Genomic DNA, 17,751 nt, shown 5'->3' on the forward strand with positions numbered 1-17,751 from the left:
ATAAAAAGTAAAACATGAGCAGAATTTTTCCGGCAGGAGTTGCCACAGGTCAGTTAGTTACTGATATCTTTCAGTATGCTAAAGAAAATAAATTTGCACTACCTGCAGTAAACGTAATTGGATCAAGCAACGTAAACGCTACGATGGAAACTGCAGCGAAATTGAATTCTCCTGTAATTATTCAGTTTTCAAACGGTGGTGCTGCTTTCAATGCAGGAAAAGGATTAAGCAATGACGGACAAAAGTCTGCAATCTTAGGAGCTATCGCAGGTGCTAAACACATTCATACCCTTGCTGAAGCTTACGGAGCAACAGTAATTCTACACACAGACCACTGTGCTAAAAAATTACTTCCTTGGATTGATGGATTGATGGATGCTAACGAAGAATTCTTCAAGCAGACAGGAAAATCTCTTTACTCTTCTCACATGTTAGACCTTTCTGAAGAGCCTTTAGAAGAAAACATCGAGATTTCAGCTAAATATTTCGAAAGAATGGCAAAACTTCAGATGACTCTTGAAGTGGAAATCGGGGTAACAGGTGGTGAAGAAGACGGTGTTGACAACTCAGACGTTGATAATTCCAAACTATATACTCAGCCTGAAGATGTAGCTTATACTTACGAAAAATTAAAAGCTATTTCTGATAACTTTACCATCGCTGCGGCATTCGGTAACGTACACGGAGTTTACAAGCCAGGAAATGTGGTTCTTACCCCAAAAATCCTTGACAACTCTCAGAAATATGTTCAGGAGAAATTCGGAACTGCAGCTAAGCCTGTTAATTTCGTATTCCACGGTGGATCAGGATCTACTTTAGAAGAGATCAGAGAAGCCATTGACTACGGAGTGATCAAAATGAATATTGATACTGACCTTCAGTTTGCTTATACAGAAGGCGTTAGAGATTATATGGTAAACAATATTGAATATTTAAGAGCTCAAATCGGAAACCCTGAAGGAGAAGAAAAACCTAACAAAAAATTCTATGACCCGAGAGTTTGGGTAAGAAAAGGTGAGGAAACTTTCTCTACAAGATTGGTAAAAGCATTTGAAGATTTAAATAACGTAAATACTTTAAAATAAGACTGTACATTTGTATCAATGTAAAAAGTATCCGTAAGAAATACATTTACATTGATACATTTTACATTTATACATTAATACAATTTAAAAATGGCATTCGACTGGTTTAAAAGAAAAGCAAAAAACATTACCACCTCTACTGATGAAAAAAAGGACGTTCCCAAGGGCCTATGGCATCAGACTCCATCAGGAAAAGTTGTGGAACATGATGAACTAAAGAGAAATAATTATGTTTCTCCCGAAGACGGATTTCATGTAAGAATAGGAAGTGCGGAATTTTTTGACATCCTTTTTGACGGCGGTAAATTCACCGAACTGGATGCCAATGTAGAAAGTATTGATATCTTAAACTTTAAAGATACAAAACCTTATAAAGACCGTTTGAAGGAAGTAAAGGCTAAAACAAAGCTTACAGATTCCATCAGAAATGCCGTAGGAACCGTAAAAGGAACTGAAATGGTAGTTTCCTGTATGGATTTTGCTTTCATCGGAGGATCTTTAGGTTCTGTAATGGGTGAAAAGATCAGAAGAGCGGTAGATTACTGTATTGCACACAAACTTCCGTATATGATCATCTGTCAGTCCGGAGGGGCAAGAATGCAGGAGGCCACTTATTCTTTGATGCAGTTAGCAAAGGTACAGGCTAAACTGGCTCAGCTTTCAGAAGCAGGTCTTTTATACATTGCTTACCTTTGTGACCCTACTTTCGGAGGAATCACAGCATCTTTCGCAATGACGGCTGATATCATCATGGCTGAACCTGGAGCTCTTATCGGCTTTGCAGGACCAAGAGTAATCCGTGAGACAATCGGTAGAGATTTACCGGAAGGTTTCCAGACCTCAGAATTCTTACAGGAAAAAGGATTTGTAGATTTCATCGTAAAAAGAACAGAAATTCAGGATACTGTTGCCAAAACAGTTAATTTATTAGCGGTAAAAGCATAGTATCTGTAACAAAAACAATACAATCTCTCTCTAATTAGGGAGAGATTTTTATTTATGAGGACTTTTAAGATATTTTTCAATACCATCAGAAGTATGAGCTTTAAAAAGATTATCCGTCTTTTATCACTTGTACTTCCCCATCCCCTTTTTGCCCTGATGAGCTTTCATGCTACTGTAAAGGCATTTACCATAGCTCAGAAAAAATTTCCTAAGACAGCCTCCACAAATGGAATTGGTAATGCTTTCAGACATGCTCTCTGGTGCTGCTTTATCATGATGTACTGCTGCAAAATTTCTTCTCCTAAAAAAGCACTTGATTTTTGCAAAAGAATTACAGATATGCATGAAGAACTTTTCCCGAACGAGCCTTTGGAAACCAAAATGGATCTCCATAATAACAAAATCGGAATGGATTATTTCATGGAAATTTTACCGGGAATTCACCGCCAGTTTTTTGAAAAAAGCTTCTTTGTAGATGCATTAATCAAAAAAATGGATGAAGCCAAAGTTCTGAAAAACCTTGATGATGATTTTGAAGGGCGTCTTGTTTACTTGGAAGAATAACTGTTTAAACCTTTATTTTGAAACATTAAGATTGATTTAAGGTTTTAAGAGTATTAAGATAAGCTTCGCTTTAAGCTTAAAAATCAGAATGATTTATCTTAACTAAGCTTTATTTCTTAAATTCTTCTTAATCGTTATATATCAGATATTTCTTATCGATTACAGGTTCTATTATAAATGCTCTTCTTATTGCTAATATCTTTATGAGCGAAGAAATTCATTTTTATCTACCCTCAGGATTATCTTTTTTAACGCTATGAAAACGCAAAGAAAATTTAAAAACTTAATGCATATTTTCGTCCGCAAGGGCATTTCATTCAGCAATGTTCTCTAGCTTAAATTCTCTTTGCTTAGTGCCAACGCCTTTGCGAACGAAAAAATCATTTCCCACTATTTAGAAACTTTGCGAACACTGCGTTAAAACAGTATAAAGCCGGCAAACGATCATTAGCACTCTTTCATACCGGAATAACAAAGACTTTAGTTATTTTTGTGGTTTAAAGTATTTTTGATAAGTTTAAACAATTAAATCAATCAGATGGTTCTCAGCAGAATTTGGTCGGCTTTCATTATCATTGCCATTGCCATTGCCAGTATAAAATACATCTCATCAAGCAACTACAAAACCATTTTTAATGATATGGTGGTAGGAAAAGGGGGTGATACAGTGAAGGTTGTTTCTCAGCCTATGAATACCCTGTCTCCTGTTGTAAAGGACAGCCTGATGAAAAAAAATGATTTTGCTGATGGCAGGATTCATTATAAAACAGATTCTTTAAAGCAGAACGTACAAGTTTATCGTGTTCAGGAAGCTGATGGAGTCATCGGAACTTCAGAAACAGCCGTAAAGATCTGTCTTGGTCTTATTGGAATCATGACACTGTTTATGGGATTCATGAGTATTGCAGAAAAAGCGGGCGGAATCAACCTTTTAAGCCGTTTTATACAGCCTTTTTTCTCAAAGCTATTTCCTGACATTCCGAAAAATCACCCGGCATTCGGGCATATGCTGATGAATTTCAGTGCCAATCTCCTTGGTCTGGATAATGCTGCCACTCCCTTTGGTTTAAAAGCAATGGAAAGTCTCCAGACTTTAAATCCCAATAAAGATACTGCAAGTAATTCACAGATCATGTTTCTGTGTCTTCATGCCGGAGGAATGACTTTGATTCCCGTATCAATTATTGCCATCAGGGCCTCCATGGGTTCCAAAACACCTACCGATATCTTCCTGCCATGCATGATTGCTACATTTGCGGCTACTCTCGCAGCAATGATTATTGTTTCTTTATACCAGAAGATCAATCTTCTTCGTCCGGTAGTGATTGCTTATGTTGGTGGAATTTCTGCAATTATAGGATTACTGGTAGTTTACCTGGTCCAATTGAGCAAAGATGAACTTGATGATTTCAGTAAAGTATTAAGTAACGGCCTTATTCTCTTTATTTTTCTCGCTATTGTACTGGGAGCCGTCTATAAAAAGATCAATGTTTTTGATGCCTTTATTGAAGGGGCAAAAGAAGGGTTCACTACCTGTGTCAAAATTATTCCTTACCTGGTAGGAATGCTGATCGCTATTTCTCTGTTAAGAACTTCCGGTGTCTTTGATGTGATCATTGACGGCATGAAATGGATAGCCAATGCCGCAAGCCTTGATCCAAGATTCGTTGACGGACTTCCAACAGCACTGATCAAACCTCTATCCGGTTCGGGAGCTAGAGGAATGATGGTGGATACCATGGCAACCTTCGGGGCAGACAGCTTCCAGGGTAAACTGGCAGCGGTACTTCAGGGAAGCTCAGATACGACGTTTTATGTGATTGCAGTATACTTTGGTGCCGTAGCTGTAAAGAATACGAGATATACGGTAATTGCCATGCTTCTGGCCGATTTGGTGGGGATTATTACATCCATTGCTCTGGCATATCTGTTTTTTGCATAATGAAAAGTTGCAGGTTAGGTCGTTGCTAGTTTCTTTACCATTAAAAATGTATTGATGAGTTACGAAAAACTTGATATTTATAATATTGCTTTTGAGCTGTTTATTGAAACACATAAGCTATCGCTCCAACTGCCAAAGTATGAACTATATGAGTTAGGTAGCCAATTGAGAAGATCTGCAGACTCTGTTGTCACAAATATTGCGGAAGGTTATGGAAGAAATAATTACAAAGGAGACTTTATCAAATTCCTGACTTATTCTCAGGCAAGTTGTGATGAAACCGTATGTCATCTATCAAAAATCACAAGACTTTATCCCGAATTAAGTTCAGAGTTTAAAGAGAAATCGGAACAATATAAACTCTTAGGAGGAAAAATAAATAATTTTATAAAATACGTCCAGCTAAATTGGCGTACATAACCCCAACAACCAGCAACTAGCAACTAGCAACTAGCAACTAGCAACTAGCAACTAGCAACTAGCAACTAGCAACTAGCAACTAGCAACTAGCAACAAAATTACCCATTATGATTACAGATAAAGAATTTACACTAAGACTCATCCGCCAGTTGTCTCAGGCATTGGAAAAACTGATCCTTGACAAACCTGAAGAAAGCTTAATGCAGAAAGAGCTGGATTTTGATACACTGATGAGGGATATTTTCAAAATGAATTTCACGGAAGTATCTTCAATGACCAAAGAAGACATGATTGCCCTTGTGAATGAAAGACAGGAAAGAGACCATAAGGATTATTATGAGATGCTGGGGAATCTTTTCTATTTCAACAGCAGACATGATCAGAACAAAGACTTTCAGGATAAAGCAAAGACGTTCTATGAGCTTTACCTTCAGACCAGCGGAATTTTTGCACTTCCGGTGATCAACAGAATAAATGAATTAAAAAAAGCACTTGAATAAAGTGCTTTTGTATTTTAGAATGTAATTTTATAAGTCCCGGTAGAAGATGTACTGGCTTTCTCTGCCTTTACATATTTTTTTACCCAGGCTACTGATGTTGAAGATACACAAGGATCTGAAATACCTCCCGCTCTTCTTGCTGACACCACATTTCCTGCTTTATCTACTGTATAAGCAATGGTAATAGATCCACTTGCCGTACAGCTGTGTGAAGGCTGTGCTCCTCCTCTGCCCATAGTTCCCGGAATGTACCCTACAAGTTTTCTGTCTATTCCTACTTTGCTGTCGCCATTTCCGTCTCCCCCTAAAGGATCTCCCGCATTTCCGATGCCTGTACCTGTTCCCTGGCTTCCGGCTTTGGTGCCTCTTCCTCTGATCAGGTTTCCAATGGCTGCATTTCCTTTTCCGTCACCATTTCCGGTTTTTGCATTGGCTGTGGCTGCGCCTGATTTTTTAGTATTTTTTGAAGCACTTGTACTGGTGGCTTCTTTTTTCTCTGCTTTTTTAGATTCCTCTTTTTTAGCAGCTGTATTTTTTGAATTGTTACCTGTGATGACCTTCTCCTTCACTTCCGTTTTCTTCGGTTCAGGTGCAGGCTCAGGCTTTACCACGGTTTTTGTTTCCGGTACAGGTGTTTCAGCAGGTTCAGGAGTAACTTCTTCTGTAGCAGCAGCCAGACTTCCCGGCTGTTCCGCAGGCTCTTCAATTCCGTTTCCGTTTCTGTTGTCCCCGAAATTGACAAGCATAGTGGTCACAACTTCAGGTTCTTTATCCAGCTCAGGTTTTAATTTATATAAGAAAACAAAAAGCAGAATGGCAGCCCAGATCAGAATAGAAAGCAGAGCACTTTTTATCCTGTCTTTATTTTCTTCGTTTCTGTTTGCTGTATAGCTTCTCATCTTTATAATACTGATTCTACCGGAAATCCGGATCTGTTATTTATCTTTAACGGTTGCAATGGCAATGTTAAGTTTATGTTTTTCAGCAATTTCCATCACAAATACCACATCTTTATGCAACGTATTTTCGTCGGCTCTGATGGTGAAGGATTTATTAGCCTGACTGGCTAATTTATCCACAATAATCTGTTCCAGTTCTCCTTTATTGGCAGGATTGTCATCTACAAAGAATGAGCCATCCGGCTTGATACTTACCGTCAAAGGATTGGGTATATTGTCGTCAACTGCTCCGGCTTTCGGCAGATTCACATCAATGGCGCTCTGATTGGCAGCCGAAGAGGTGATCATAAAGAAAATCAGCATCAACAGGATAACGTCTGTCATCGCTGCTAAACTGAATTCCGGATTCGCTTTATTTCTTCTCTGAATTTTCATCTTAAGAATTTATAAAGGTTTGTTGATAAGATCTAAAAATTCTCCTGACATATTCTGAGCCTTCAGTACAAACTTATCAATTCTTGTCAAAAGGATATTGTAACAGAAATTAGCCGGAATGGCTACTGCCAGACCTACTGCCGTCTGTCCTAAAGCGGTATAAATACCTTCCGAAAGGGTTTTCGGAGAGAATGACCCTGTTGCATGCGATAAGTTGAAGAAAGCAATGATCATCCCGATTACGGTACCCAAAAGCCCCAGCATCGGAGCAATACTTGGTACAACGGCCAAAAGGTTCAGGTTTTTCTCCATATTGGCTACCTCTACCTGGGCCTGCGCTTCCATGGCACTTACAATGTCAGAAACAGGACGCCCCAGTCTTGAGATTCCTTTTTCTAAAATTCTTCCTTCCGGAGAGTTCTGCGTCTTGCAGTAATCTGTTGCCGCTTCTATCTTTCCTGCTTTAATGAAATCTTCAATATTGTTCATAAAGTTGGAATCTGTCTTGGAAGTCAGTCTTTTGATAAAGAAAAACCTTTCAAAAAACAGGTATAAAGAAAATATCCCCAGAAGCAATACGGTCACCATCACTATTTTAGCGAAAGCTCCTCCGTGGAACATGATTTTCCAAAATGAAAATTCTAAATTGTCTGTAGCAACTGCAGGGGTAGCAATTTGTGCAAATAAAATCTGAGAAAGTTCCGTTAACAGCATTAATTGTGAATTTTATTAAAGTTTCAACGACAAATGTAGTGGAATATTATGAATTGATATCTTAAAAATTGCTTAAAAACAACTTAAATTTTGTTATCATCATACTAAACAACAAATTTCTTTCCAAAAGAAATTTTGAAAAGAAATTGGGTATAAAAAAGGATGGGCGACTTTATTAATCTTCGTCTACCTCTATATCATCCTGTTTAAATTCGCATTTTAACCTAAAAGGAAGCGGAGTATCTGACCCCGTATAGAAATCATCAATGGTTCCTTTCCAGATCACCTGAAGCTCACCTTCTTCGTTTTTCTCAAAAAGAAGCTCATTATCATAGATATAAGCATCTTCATCATCAAAAAGATCTACTTCTGTATAAGTTTCTTCGTCAGAATCATTGATTTTGATAGTTTTTCCTTCTATCTCCGCAGAATCGATAGGAAAATCGAATACTTCAAGTGATAGCTGCGGAAAGTTGTACTGTAATGAATCATCATCTACATGATCCAAACTGTCATCCGTAATAATTTCAACCTCTAAAAAGTGTTGCTGGTTGCTGTAAACTGCTTTACAATAAGTATTTCTGATATTGTATTTTAGCGTTTCGTCCGGATGGTAAATTTTTAAAATCCCTTTCATTTTTCCTTAAAAAAGAACTGTAATAATATGATTGTTAAACGTTTTAGACAAAGATAAAAAATTGATTTAATGTGAAAAGGATTTTGAAAATTATTTTTTAAAATCAATCGGGACTATGGGCAGGAATCTCCCAATAATACTTACTTTTGTTTCATAAAGTTTCTGCCAATGAAAAATATTTTATCAAAAGGTATCCTGGGGATAGGATTGATGATCGGGCTTGCTTCGTGCAAAAAGTCAGATTCACCCCTTACGAAAGTCACACCAAGCAATCTGGATTCTATAGCGGCCAGGTATTATGAGCAGTACCTTAAACTTTATCCTTTAGATGCTACGGCTCAGGGAGATATAAGATACAATGACCAGCTTCCTATCAATATTGATAAAGATTTTATCTCAGGAGAAATTGCATTCTACAGCTCAGTACAGAAGCAGCTTGAGCAGGTAGATTATAAAAGTCTTCCTGATGAAGATAAAGTAGTGTATGATGTATTGGATTATTCTTTAAAAGATAAAATTGAAGCCTATGCCTATCATCCGGAATATATTCCTTTTACACAGTTCGGCGGTCTTCCTTTAACTTTTCCTTTGTATGGAAGCGGACAGGGAAACCAGCCTTTTAAAACAGAAAAGGATTACAGCGACTGGTTGAAAAGAATGGAAAAATTCCCGGAATGGATGAATGCCGCAGCAGATAACTTCCGTGAAGGGATCAATAATAAAATGGTTCTTCCTAAAAAGCTGGTTGTCAAAATGATTCCCCAAATGAAAGCCGAGGAAATCACCACCACAGATATGGAAAGAAATATTTTTTACGGACCCGTAAAAAACTTTCCTAAAGGCTTCACACAAGCCCAAAAAGATAAATTTACAGCACTTTATAAAGACGCCATTACGAAAAAGATCATTCCCGCTTATACCAAAATGGGGGCTTTTTTAGAAAAAGAATACCTGCCAAAAGCCAGAGATACGGATGGTTACAACAGTCTGCCTAATGGGAATGAAATTTACAGCTATTATGTAAAAAGCTGGACTACCACTAAGAAATCACCTGATGAAATCAATAAGATCGGGCAGCAGCAGGTAGCGATGCTTCGTGCAGAAATGGAAAAAGTAAAACAGCAGGTAGGATTCTCCGGAACCCTGGAAGAGTTTATCACTTATGTGAAAACAGATCCTAAAGCGATGACCTATAAGAGTGCTAAGGATGTTCTGGCTGGGTTCAATGGTATCCTGACCAAAATTACTCCTAAGCTTAAAACTATGTTCAATGTAACGCCTAAAACAAAGTTTGAGATCAGACAGACGGAGAAGTTCAGAGAAGCAAGTGCCAGCGCCGAATATATGCCGGGGACTCCTGATGGAAAAAGGCCGGGAATATTTTATGTTCCGCTTCCTGATCCTACGAAGTTCAACGTTACTTCAGGAATGGAGTCTCTTTTCCTTCATGAAGCCATTCCGGGACACCATTATCAGGTTTCTCTTCAGCAGGAAAACACAAAGCTTCCGAAGTTTATGAGATTCGGATGGTTTGGAGCATATGGTGAAGGATGGGCACATTATTGTGAGACTTTAGGCCCTGAATTTGGTTTATACACAGATCCGTATCAAAAAATGGGGTATTTGAGTGATCAGATGCTGAGAGCGGTAAGATTAGTGATAGACACAGGTCTTCACACGGGAAAAATGTCGAGAGAAGAGGCTATTAAATATTTCCTAAGCAATATTTCTTATGATGAAGGATCGGCAGTAGCTGAAGTTGAAAGATATATGGCAATGCCTGGTCAGGCCCTGGGCTACAAGATCGGCTCTCTGAGAATCCGTGAATTGAGAGAAAAATACCAGAAAGAACTTGGAAATAAATTCAATCTGGCAAGTTTCCACGATGAAGTTCTAAGCCAGGGATGTCTTCCACTGGATGTTCTGAACAGAAAGATGGAGCTTTGGGCAAAAAAACAGAAATAAAATTATATTAATAAAAGGGTACCGATTCAACGAAGTACCCTTTTTTATTTCACTCTTCTAAATAAACAAAATTGATATGATCACAGAAAGCCTCAGATCTCTTTATAATAGAGATTTAAATAAATTAAAAACAGAAATAGAAGCCTATCAAAAGGAAGAAAATCTTTGGAAGACTGACAAAAACATTTCCAATTCTGCAGGAAATCTAACCCTTCATCTGGTTGGAAATATCAATCATTTTATAGGAGCACAGCTTGGAAATACAGGCTATATAAGGCATCGTGAACTTGAATTTTCATTAAAAGATATCCCACAAGCTGAGCTTATTGAAAAAGTTGAAGCCACCATAGCTATAATAGATTCTGTTCTACCACAATTGTCTGAAGAAGATCTTAAAAAAGAATACCCGCTGGTTGTTTTTGAGAGCAAAATGACCACAGATTATTTCCTGATCCATCTGGTTGCTCATCTGGATTACCATTTGGGACAGATTAATTATCACAGAAGGTTATTGGACATTTAATCCATCAATTAAAAACTAAAATAAACGCAATGATCACAAAGTAATTGTTGCGTTCTCTTTTTCGTTCGCTAGGGCCTTTCACTTAGCTAGGAAAATATTGCCTTTGCTAAACAAAGTGTCCTAGCGAACTTTTGATCTAATTTTTTCTAAACCTTGGCGAACTTAGCGTTAAAATAAAATGCGTTATTTCTCAAACATCATTTTCGTAATAAAATCCTTCTCTCCTTTTCCTCTTGCCGGCGAATATTCTCTTCCATAGAAAATGATCTGGAGGTGAAGTTTATTCCAGACTTCTTCGGGGAAGAGCTTTTTGGCATCACGCTCTGTCTCCACTACGTTTTTTCCCGAAGTGAGCTTCCATTGCGTCATCAGACGGTGAATATGGGTATCTACCGGAAAAGCAGGAAAACCGAATCCCTGGCTCATGACCACTGAAGCTGTTTTGTGCCCTACCCCCGGAAGTGCTTCCAATTCTTCATAAGTTTGGGGAACAACACCATTATGCCTTTCCAGTAAAAGCTCGGCCATTCTTTTCAGGTTCTTAGCCTTTGTATTGGATAATCCTATTTCTTTGATCAGTTCTTTAATTTCAAATTCTTCCAGTTTTGCCATTCTTTGGGGAGTTCCTGCTACAGCGAAAAGGTCTGGAGTTACCTGATTTACCTTTTTATCTGTGGTCTGTGCAGAAAGCGCTACAGCAACCATTAATGTATACGGATCGGTATGATCTAACGGAATAGGTGTGGTGGGATATAATTTATCCAGTTCTGTCTGAACCAGTTCGGCTCTTTGCTTTTTTGTCATTTTACCCTTAAATTTGGACAAAATTAAATTATTATGCTGAAAGTTGGAGACAAATTACCTGAATTTGAAGGAACCAATCAAGACGGAGAAACAGTAAGTTCATCACAATTAATCGGAAAAAAGCTGGTCGTTTTCTTCTATCCGCAAGCGAATACACCAACCTGTACCGTGGAAGCCTGCAACCTGAGCGATAATTATTCAAAGCTTAAAAAAGCCGGATTTCAGCTATTGGGAGTGAGCGGAGATACCGTAAAGAAACAGAAGAATTTCCACAGCAAATTTACATTCCCTTATGATCTTATTGCTGATGAAAACAGAGATATTATAGAAAAATTCGGGGTTTGGCAGGAGAAAAAAACGTTTGGAAAAACCTATATGGGAATTGTAAGAACTACCTTTATTTTCGATGAAAACGGAGTTTGCACCAGAGTGATTGAAAAAGTAACTTCAAAGACTGCTGCTGAACAGATTCTGGAAGGATAATTCTTTTTGAAACACAGATATCACTAATACTTTCACAAATAACACAATTTATATCACTGTGTTATTTGTGAAAATATTTTTTTGGGGATTTATTATTCGGTTTCGTAGTAATTTAATACCTCAGTTTCGCCGGGAAGTATAACGTGTTTTTTAAACCTCATCCCTAATTTTTCGATCAGTTTCTGCGAAGAAATATTATCTTTTGAAATGATGGCAGATATTTTTGATAATCCAAAATCATCCAATGCAATAGATTTCACCTTTTGAGCAGCTTCAAAAGCATATCCTTTTCCTTCAAATTCTTCCAGTAAAGAATATCCGATATCAAGGATCTCAAGCCCTTCTCTCTGAAATATTCCTACAGCTCCTATTTTTTCATTTCCTTCTTTAGTCACCAGAAGATAGTTTCCGAATCCCAGTTTTTCAATCTGGGGAGCAAATCTGTTCAGGATATAGTTTTCAGCATCTTCAGCGGAATTTACATTACGGTTGCCAATATATTGAACAAATTTAGGCCTGTTATAGAGGTCAAAGACAAAATCTCTGTCTTCAAGTGGAGACATCGGACGAAGTATTAATCGTTCGGTCTCATAGGTATTATCTGCGCTTGGATGTTTTTTTAGGCTCATCTTTCTTGGGTTCTTCCTTTTTTTCGATCTTTAAAAGTCTCGGATTATTAGCACATTTTTTATTATAAAGCTCAATATAGGTTCCGTTGTCCTTCGTATGGGTTATTGTACCGGTTGCTTTATTAACAGTCAGTGTATAATGGGTCTTTTGGTAAGGGCATTCCTTTGAAGTTACTTTTCCTAAATCAAGATAATAATTAGATGCATCCTCATGATAATTGCCTGCCAGATCTTTAAATTCTTCATCTACGACATATCCTTCTGAAGCCAGTACGATAGCCGCTTCCTGGGCATTATCTATCCTTCCTACAAACCGTTTCAACCCTTCCGTGTCAAGCACATAACTGATCTTACCTCCTTCAGAATAGGCTATATAATAAAAACTGTCTTCACTGGGAAACAGATTAAAACCTGAGAATTGCGGAACATAATCCAGTTTACCTGAAGTTTTGATCTCCTCTCCTTTTCCATAATTATTGTACACCAATACCCATGAACCCACTTTGTTATCAGGATCGATCTGCTGCAGCATATTGGGAATACTTGAAAACTTCTTTTTGTTCTGGGAATACCCCAAAACACCTGCAAATAAACATACAAAAATGAAAAATCTGGTTGCGGCTTTAATCATAACTTAAAAATCAGCAGAAAATATACTAAATATTACATAAACTTATCGCCCTTTTTAAAGTTCTTTAAATCAAGAACATAGTCTTTAATCAGCTGGTCATTATCACGCGGACAGATCAGAAGCGCTTTGTCTGTATCCACCACAATATAATTCTCAAGCCCGTCGATGATCACGGCCTTGTTATTGTTTTTCAAACGAATGATATTTCCTTTTGAGTTGTAGGCCAATAAATGTTTCAGCTTTACAGCGTTTCCATTTTCATCCTTTTCCGTATTTTCATACACGGAAGTCCAGGTTCCAAGGTCACTCCATCCTAAATCTGAAGGAATTACGTATACATTTTTCGCCTTTTCCAATATTCCGTTATCAATAGAAATTTTCTGAACTTTAGGATAAATTAGTTCTATGCAGTTATTTTCTTTCTCAGAATTGTATTCACAAGCCATAAAATGCTGCATCATTTCTGGAAGATACATCTCAAAAGCATGGTGAATACTTTTTACATTCCATACAAATATTCCTGCATTCCAAAGGAAATCCCCACTTTCTAAAAAGCTTTGGGCAATTTCAAGGATCGGTTTTTCCGTAAATGTTTTTACTTTAAAATATTCTGATCCTTTTTTTTCTACAAACTGAATGTAGCCGTACCCGGTATCAGGTCTTGTAGGAGTAATCCCAAGTGTTACCAGATAATCGTTTTTTGCAGCCACCTCAAAGGCAAGCTCCACTTTTTCCAAAAACACATCTTCTTTTAGGATCAGGTGATCTGCCGGAAGTACAATCATGGTTGCATCCGGGTTGATTTCAGCAATTTTGTTCGCCATATACAGGTTACAGGCTGCTGTATTTTTCATAAGAGGCTCGCCCACAATATTTTCTTCAGGAACTTCAGGAAGCTGCTGATGAGAAAGTGCAACGTATTCTTTATTCGTGATCACGAATATGTGCTCTTTAGGAATTACCTTGCTGATCCGGTCATAGGTCTGCTGAATCATGGTGCGTCCGGTTCCTAAAATATCCTGAAACTGCTTTGGAAATTTCTGCGTACTCATCGGCCAGAACCGGCTTCCGATCCCTCCTGCCATTATAACACAGTATCTATCTGATTTTAACATTCTTAGCTACATTTTTCTACCCTGGCCAAAGCTTTGAAAGAATACTTCCTTCCGGTAGCCAGGTTCTGACAAAGATAGTTTTTTTTAACCAGACCTTCGAATAAATACTTTTCGTTGCGATATATAAAGAATTCCCCTTTCTGAAGTTCCTCGATAAACTGGAGACTATCATCCTGTTTTTCAGTATGAAAGTACCTTACCAGATCAGGACTCGCCATAAAATTGGCCTTAGGGGATTTGGAAAATCTCATGATGATAGGTTTCAGATCTTCATCATATACTTCAAGGCTTTCCAGAAGCATATTTCTGAAGGTTTCCTTCCATTCATTGCCATGAGGAGAGATTCTGCGTCCGTATTTTTCAAAAGCAATCAGATGTGCCAGCTCATGGGTCAATACAAAGAAAAAAAGCTGCGGAGTCAGTGTAGAATTGACTGTAATCTCATGAGAGTTATCCGGAAGCTTTCTGTAATCTCCCAGCTTTGAATTTCTGTTTCGTGTAACTTTAATGTGGATATAGTATTCTGAGAACCATACCCTTAAGTATTTGAGTGTATTTTGTGGTAAGTATTTTTCTAATGATTGAATAGACATTTTACAAACTTAGTGGAATTCCCGCATAGAAATTCAGGAGCTTAAGGCTGAAAAGATAATTATATTTTGCCTGTGCTACTGATCCCTGTGCATTTGCATAATTATTTCTTGCTACATTAACGTCATAAATCGTTGTTCTTCCTGCAGCATAGCTTTTGTCTGCAAAGTCAAGCGCCAGCTTGGAACTTTTCTCTGCTTCTACGGCTGCCAGGTAATTTTCATAATTGGCATCAGCATCAAACTGTGCCTTCTGTACATTCTGTCTTACGGTTTGTTTCTGTTGTTCAAGTGTATTTTTAGCCACACTTTCATTTAATCTGGATTGCTCAACCTGCAGTTTTGTAATTCCTTTATTAAAAATAGGAATTCTGAGCGATAGTCCAACATTTTGTCCGAAGTTATCATCATATTGCTGGAAAAAAGAATTTTGCTGCCCACCCAGATTACTATTATTCAACAGGTTATTATAGAAAGTTGAAAGTCCAGCGCTGGCACTTAAGGAAGGCCAGAAGGATGTTTTAGACACTTCAGTCTGAGCTTCTGCAGCTCTTATTCTGCTTTCTGCGGCTTTGATCTGCGGCTGTATCTCATAGGCTGTTTTAAGCACCTCATCTGCTGTCGTCAATTGTGAATCAAGCGTTTCCGGCACATTCACATCTTCTACATCAAAATCTTTATAATCCGGAAGCTGTAAAAGCTGAGCGATGGCAAATAATGCTCTTCCCACATTTACTTCTGCCGTTTTAAGGTTTTGTTTCTCTCTGGCCAAAGCAGCATCTGCTTCTGCAAGAACCGTTTGGGCAGTTGTTCCTACCTGGGTTGTAATTTTAGCTCTGTCAGATTGTTTTTTGGCGTTCTCTACCGCACTTTGGGAAATTTTCACAATCTCCTTATTCAGCAGGGCGGTCAGATATTGCTGGGCGATCTGAAGAGAAATATCATTTTTAATGGTTTCAATATCATATTGGCTTGCTTCTACATCAAACTGGGCTTTTCTTACGGTCTTTTCTATCCTCCCGTTATTGTAGATCATCATATCGGCCATTATGCTCACAGAATTATTAAACCTGTCATTACGGATACTTCCCGTACCTAATGATGCCTGTCCAAAACTTACCCCGTTGGTCATATTACCTGATACAGAGGGAAGATATTCTTTTTTGGCCATTTTAAGATTATATTCCTGGCTCTGTTTGGTATATTGATTTTGGATAACCTGAAGATTATGCTCCACTGCATAGCTTACACATTCTTTTAAGGACCATTTTTTCTGAGCGCATACCCCCAGATAACTTAATCCAAAAACGATGATCCAAACTTTTTTCATATGTAAATGTTTATTTGTTTTATTGGTCCTATGGAATCGCATTATTTGAGCTTACAAACCACAGCGATTTCATATTAAGATTTTTCAATATTAGACGAATTAAATATAAAAAAGTTACAGATTGAAAAATTATATTTTATTTTAAAAAAACTTTTGGGAATTTTGCACCATGACAAATGAACAATATCAGGAAGCGATCGAATGGCTTTTCGTACAGATGCCCAATTATCAGATAGATGGACAGAAGGCATATAAACCCGGTCTGGACAACATCACGAAGCTTTGTGCTTACTTTGGAAATCCTCAGGACAAGATACAATGTATCCATATCGGCGGTACCAATGGAAAGGGTTCTTCAAGCAATATGCTCGCTTCGGTTCTTCAGGAAGCAGGTTATAAAGTGGGCCTTTACAACTCACCTCATCTCATCGACTTTACAGAACGGATTAAAGTCAATGGAAAAAACTGCGGTAAAGAATTTGTCTTTGATTTTATTCAAAAGCTTAAAAATATACCCGAAGACATCCGTCCTTCTTTTTTTGAGTTCACTACCATTATGGCTTTTGAATATTTCTATCAGCAGCAGGTAGATTTTGCCATTATTGAAGTGGGATTGGGCGGCAGACTGGATTCTACCAATATCATTAAACCGCTTGTGTCGGCAATTACCAATGTTCAGTTAGATCATCAGAATATTTTAGGAAATACTATAGAAGAAATTGCTTTTGAAAAGGCCGGAATTATTAAAAACAGGGTTCCGATCATTTCCGGCGATGAAAATGAAACGGTTAAAAACATTATCAGAGAGAAAGCCGCTCAGGAAAACGCTCCTTTTATAGATGCAACTCTCCTGCACACCAATCTTTCTTCTGACCTCAAAGGGAATTATCAGCAGAAAAACATCCGTGTTGTTCTGGGAATTGTGGAAGAACTAAGAAAATTGCAGGTGAAGATTTCAGACAAGAATCTTGAACAGGGATTATTACAGGTTCATCAGAATACAGGATTCATTGGCCGCTGGTTTGAGTTCTCAAAAGATCCGCTTACGATTTGTGATACGGGACACAATCAGGCAGGTCTGGAGTATGTTTTTTCACAATTAAATTCAATCGACAGACACAAGCATATCATTTTGGGGTTCGTAAATGATAAAAAAATAGATGAAGTGATGGCATTGCTTCCTGAAAATTCTGAGTTCTATTTTGCCAAACCATCCATCAACAGGGGAAGACATCCTGAAGATTACGAAAACCTGCTTCAGGAGGCGAAAATTTTTTATAAAATTTTTAATTCTGTACAGGAAGCGTATCTGTCTGCAAAAGAACGATGTACAAATGAAGAAATGATTTTTATTGGCGGAAGCAACTTTGTAGTGGGAGATTTTTTAGAAAAAAATTTGGAGATTAAAGAATAAGTTGTATATTTGCACCACTCTAAACGAGGAAACAATAACAAAGTCTAGAGGGTTCTTAGCTCAGTTGGTTCAGAGCATCTGGTTTACACCCAGAGGGTCGGGGGTTCGAATCCCTCAGGACCCACA

At 37.9% G+C, this 17,751-nt stretch carries 20 protein-coding genes and 1 tRNA gene; 11 read left to right on the forward strand and 10 right to left on the reverse strand.

What is annotated here, in order from left to right:
• The first annotated feature begins 14 nt into the window (after positions 1-14).
• The 6 genes from fbaA to ACTJJF_RS13380 all read left to right on the forward strand — a co-directional run bounded on the left by fbaA (position 15) and on the right by ACTJJF_RS13380 (position 5,456).
• Complete coding sequence (gene fbaA, locus ACTJJF_RS13355) at positions 15-1,085, forward strand: class II fructose-bisphosphate aldolase (protein ID WP_312297419.1); 1,071 nt, start codon at positions 15-17, stop codon at positions 1,083-1,085.
• Positions 1,086-1,175: 90 nt separating this feature from the next.
• Positions 1,176-2,030, forward strand: a complete 855-nt coding sequence (accD, locus tag ACTJJF_RS13360) for an acetyl-CoA carboxylase, carboxyltransferase subunit beta (protein WP_002982142.1) — start codon at positions 1,176-1,178, stop codon at positions 2,028-2,030.
• A gap of 54 nt (positions 2,031-2,084) precedes the next feature.
• The gene (locus tag ACTJJF_RS13365; protein ID WP_440699964.1) at positions 2,085-2,594 is read left to right on the forward strand and encodes a DUF6973 domain-containing protein; all 510 of its coding nucleotides are present in this window, start codon (positions 2,085-2,087) and stop codon (positions 2,592-2,594) included.
• Between the two features lie 538 nt (positions 2,595-3,132).
• Positions 3,133-4,536: a nucleoside recognition domain-containing protein gene (locus ACTJJF_RS13370; RefSeq protein WP_312297424.1), complete on the forward strand. Its 1,404-nt coding sequence runs from the start codon at positions 3,133-3,135 to the stop codon at positions 4,534-4,536.
• A 54-nt stretch (positions 4,537-4,590) separates the two neighbouring features.
• A complete protein-coding gene (locus ACTJJF_RS13375; protein WP_312297425.1) occupies positions 4,591-4,956 on the forward strand; it encodes a four helix bundle protein in 366 nt (121 codons plus the stop codon).
• A gap of 107 nt (positions 4,957-5,063) precedes the next feature.
• Positions 5,064-5,456, forward strand: a complete 393-nt coding sequence (locus ACTJJF_RS13380) for a hypothetical protein (protein ID WP_440699965.1) — start codon at positions 5,064-5,066, stop codon at positions 5,454-5,456.
• A gap of 14 nt (positions 5,457-5,470) precedes the next feature.
• Here the strand turns inward: ACTJJF_RS13380 and ACTJJF_RS13385 are convergent, their stop codons facing one another.
• The 4 genes from ACTJJF_RS13385 to ACTJJF_RS13400 all read right to left on the reverse strand — a co-directional run bounded on the left by ACTJJF_RS13385 (position 5,471) and on the right by ACTJJF_RS13400 (position 8,141).
• Positions 5,471-6,355: a ferric siderophore ABC transporter substrate-binding protein gene (locus tag ACTJJF_RS13385; protein ID WP_312297429.1), complete on the reverse strand. Its 885-nt coding sequence runs from the start codon at positions 6,353-6,355 to the stop codon at positions 5,471-5,473.
• A gap of 36 nt (positions 6,356-6,391) precedes the next feature.
• On the reverse strand, positions 6,392-6,790 hold the full coding sequence (locus ACTJJF_RS13390) for an ExbD/TolR family protein (RefSeq protein WP_440699966.1): 399 nt from the start codon (positions 6,788-6,790) through the stop codon (positions 6,392-6,394).
• Positions 6,791-6,799: 9 nt separating this feature from the next.
• Positions 6,800-7,504 (reverse strand): MotA/TolQ/ExbB proton channel family protein, encoded by a 705-nt coding sequence (locus ACTJJF_RS13395; protein WP_312297433.1) that lies wholly within the window; start codon positions 7,502-7,504, stop codon positions 6,800-6,802.
• 175 nt (positions 7,505-7,679) lie between these two features.
• On the reverse strand, positions 7,680-8,141 hold the full coding sequence (locus ACTJJF_RS13400) for a hypothetical protein (RefSeq protein ID WP_312297434.1): 462 nt from the start codon (positions 8,139-8,141) through the stop codon (positions 7,680-7,682).
• Between the two features lie 168 nt (positions 8,142-8,309).
• On the opposite strand from ACTJJF_RS13400, the gene ACTJJF_RS13405 reads away from it, so the two are divergent.
• Positions 8,310-10,106, forward strand: a complete 1,797-nt coding sequence (locus ACTJJF_RS13405; RefSeq protein WP_440699967.1) for a DUF885 domain-containing protein — start codon at positions 8,310-8,312, stop codon at positions 10,104-10,106.
• Between the two features lie 76 nt (positions 10,107-10,182).
• On the forward strand, positions 10,183-10,629 hold the full coding sequence (locus tag ACTJJF_RS13410) for a DinB family protein (RefSeq protein ID WP_440699968.1): 447 nt from the start codon (positions 10,183-10,185) through the stop codon (positions 10,627-10,629).
• 183 nt (positions 10,630-10,812) lie between these two features.
• On the opposite strand, the gene nth is transcribed toward ACTJJF_RS13410, so the two are convergent.
• Complete coding sequence (gene nth / locus ACTJJF_RS13415; RefSeq protein WP_126652995.1) at positions 10,813-11,433, reverse strand: endonuclease III; 621 nt, start codon at positions 11,431-11,433, stop codon at positions 10,813-10,815.
• A gap of 33 nt (positions 11,434-11,466) precedes the next feature.
• On the opposite strand from nth, the gene bcp reads away from it, so the two are divergent.
• On the forward strand, positions 11,467-11,916 hold the full coding sequence (gene bcp / locus ACTJJF_RS13420; RefSeq protein WP_440699969.1) for a thioredoxin-dependent thiol peroxidase: 450 nt from the start codon (positions 11,467-11,469) through the stop codon (positions 11,914-11,916).
• Between the two features lie 92 nt (positions 11,917-12,008).
• Here bcp and ACTJJF_RS13425 read toward each other — a convergent pair whose 3' ends face one another.
• The 5 genes from ACTJJF_RS13425 to ACTJJF_RS13445 are packed head-to-tail and all read right to left on the reverse strand — an operon-like array spanning position 12,009 to position 16,211.
• Positions 12,009-12,545 (reverse strand): GNAT family N-acetyltransferase, encoded by a 537-nt coding sequence (locus ACTJJF_RS13425; RefSeq protein ID WP_440699970.1) that lies wholly within the window; start codon positions 12,543-12,545, stop codon positions 12,009-12,011.
• Positions 12,514-13,176, reverse strand: a complete 663-nt coding sequence (locus ACTJJF_RS13430) for a hypothetical protein (protein WP_312297444.1) — start codon at positions 13,174-13,176, stop codon at positions 12,514-12,516. The genes ACTJJF_RS13425 and ACTJJF_RS13430 overlap by 32 nt, the downstream gene beginning before the upstream one ends.
• 32 nt (positions 13,177-13,208) lie before the next feature.
• The gene (locus ACTJJF_RS13435) at positions 13,209-14,291 is read right to left on the reverse strand and encodes a mannose-1-phosphate guanylyltransferase (protein ID WP_312297447.1); all 1,083 of its coding nucleotides are present in this window, start codon (positions 14,289-14,291) and stop codon (positions 13,209-13,211) included.
• Between the two features lie 2 nt (positions 14,292-14,293).
• A complete protein-coding gene (locus ACTJJF_RS13440) occupies positions 14,294-14,884 on the reverse strand; it encodes a SprT-like domain-containing protein (protein WP_440699971.1) in 591 nt (196 codons plus the stop codon).
• A 1-nt stretch (position 14,885) separates the two neighbouring features.
• Positions 14,886-16,211 (reverse strand): TolC family protein, encoded by a 1,326-nt coding sequence (locus tag ACTJJF_RS13445; RefSeq protein WP_312297450.1) that lies wholly within the window; start codon positions 16,209-16,211, stop codon positions 14,886-14,888.
• A 169-nt stretch (positions 16,212-16,380) separates the two neighbouring features.
• Between ACTJJF_RS13445 and ACTJJF_RS13450 the strand changes: the two genes are divergently transcribed.
• Both ACTJJF_RS13450 and ACTJJF_RS13455 read left to right on the forward strand, forming a co-directional pair.
• Positions 16,381-17,625, forward strand: a complete 1,245-nt coding sequence (locus ACTJJF_RS13450) for a bifunctional folylpolyglutamate synthase/dihydrofolate synthase (RefSeq protein ID WP_440699972.1) — start codon at positions 16,381-16,383, stop codon at positions 17,623-17,625.
• A gap of 49 nt (positions 17,626-17,674) precedes the next feature.
• Positions 17,675-17,749: transfer RNA gene (locus ACTJJF_RS13455), tRNA-Val, on the forward strand.
• The last annotated feature ends 2 nt before the right edge of the window (positions 17,750-17,751 follow it).

The sequence above is a fragment of the Chryseobacterium sp. 22458 genome, from assembly GCF_052044975.1.
Lineage (GTDB): Bacteria > Bacteroidota > Bacteroidia > Flavobacteriales > Weeksellaceae > Chryseobacterium.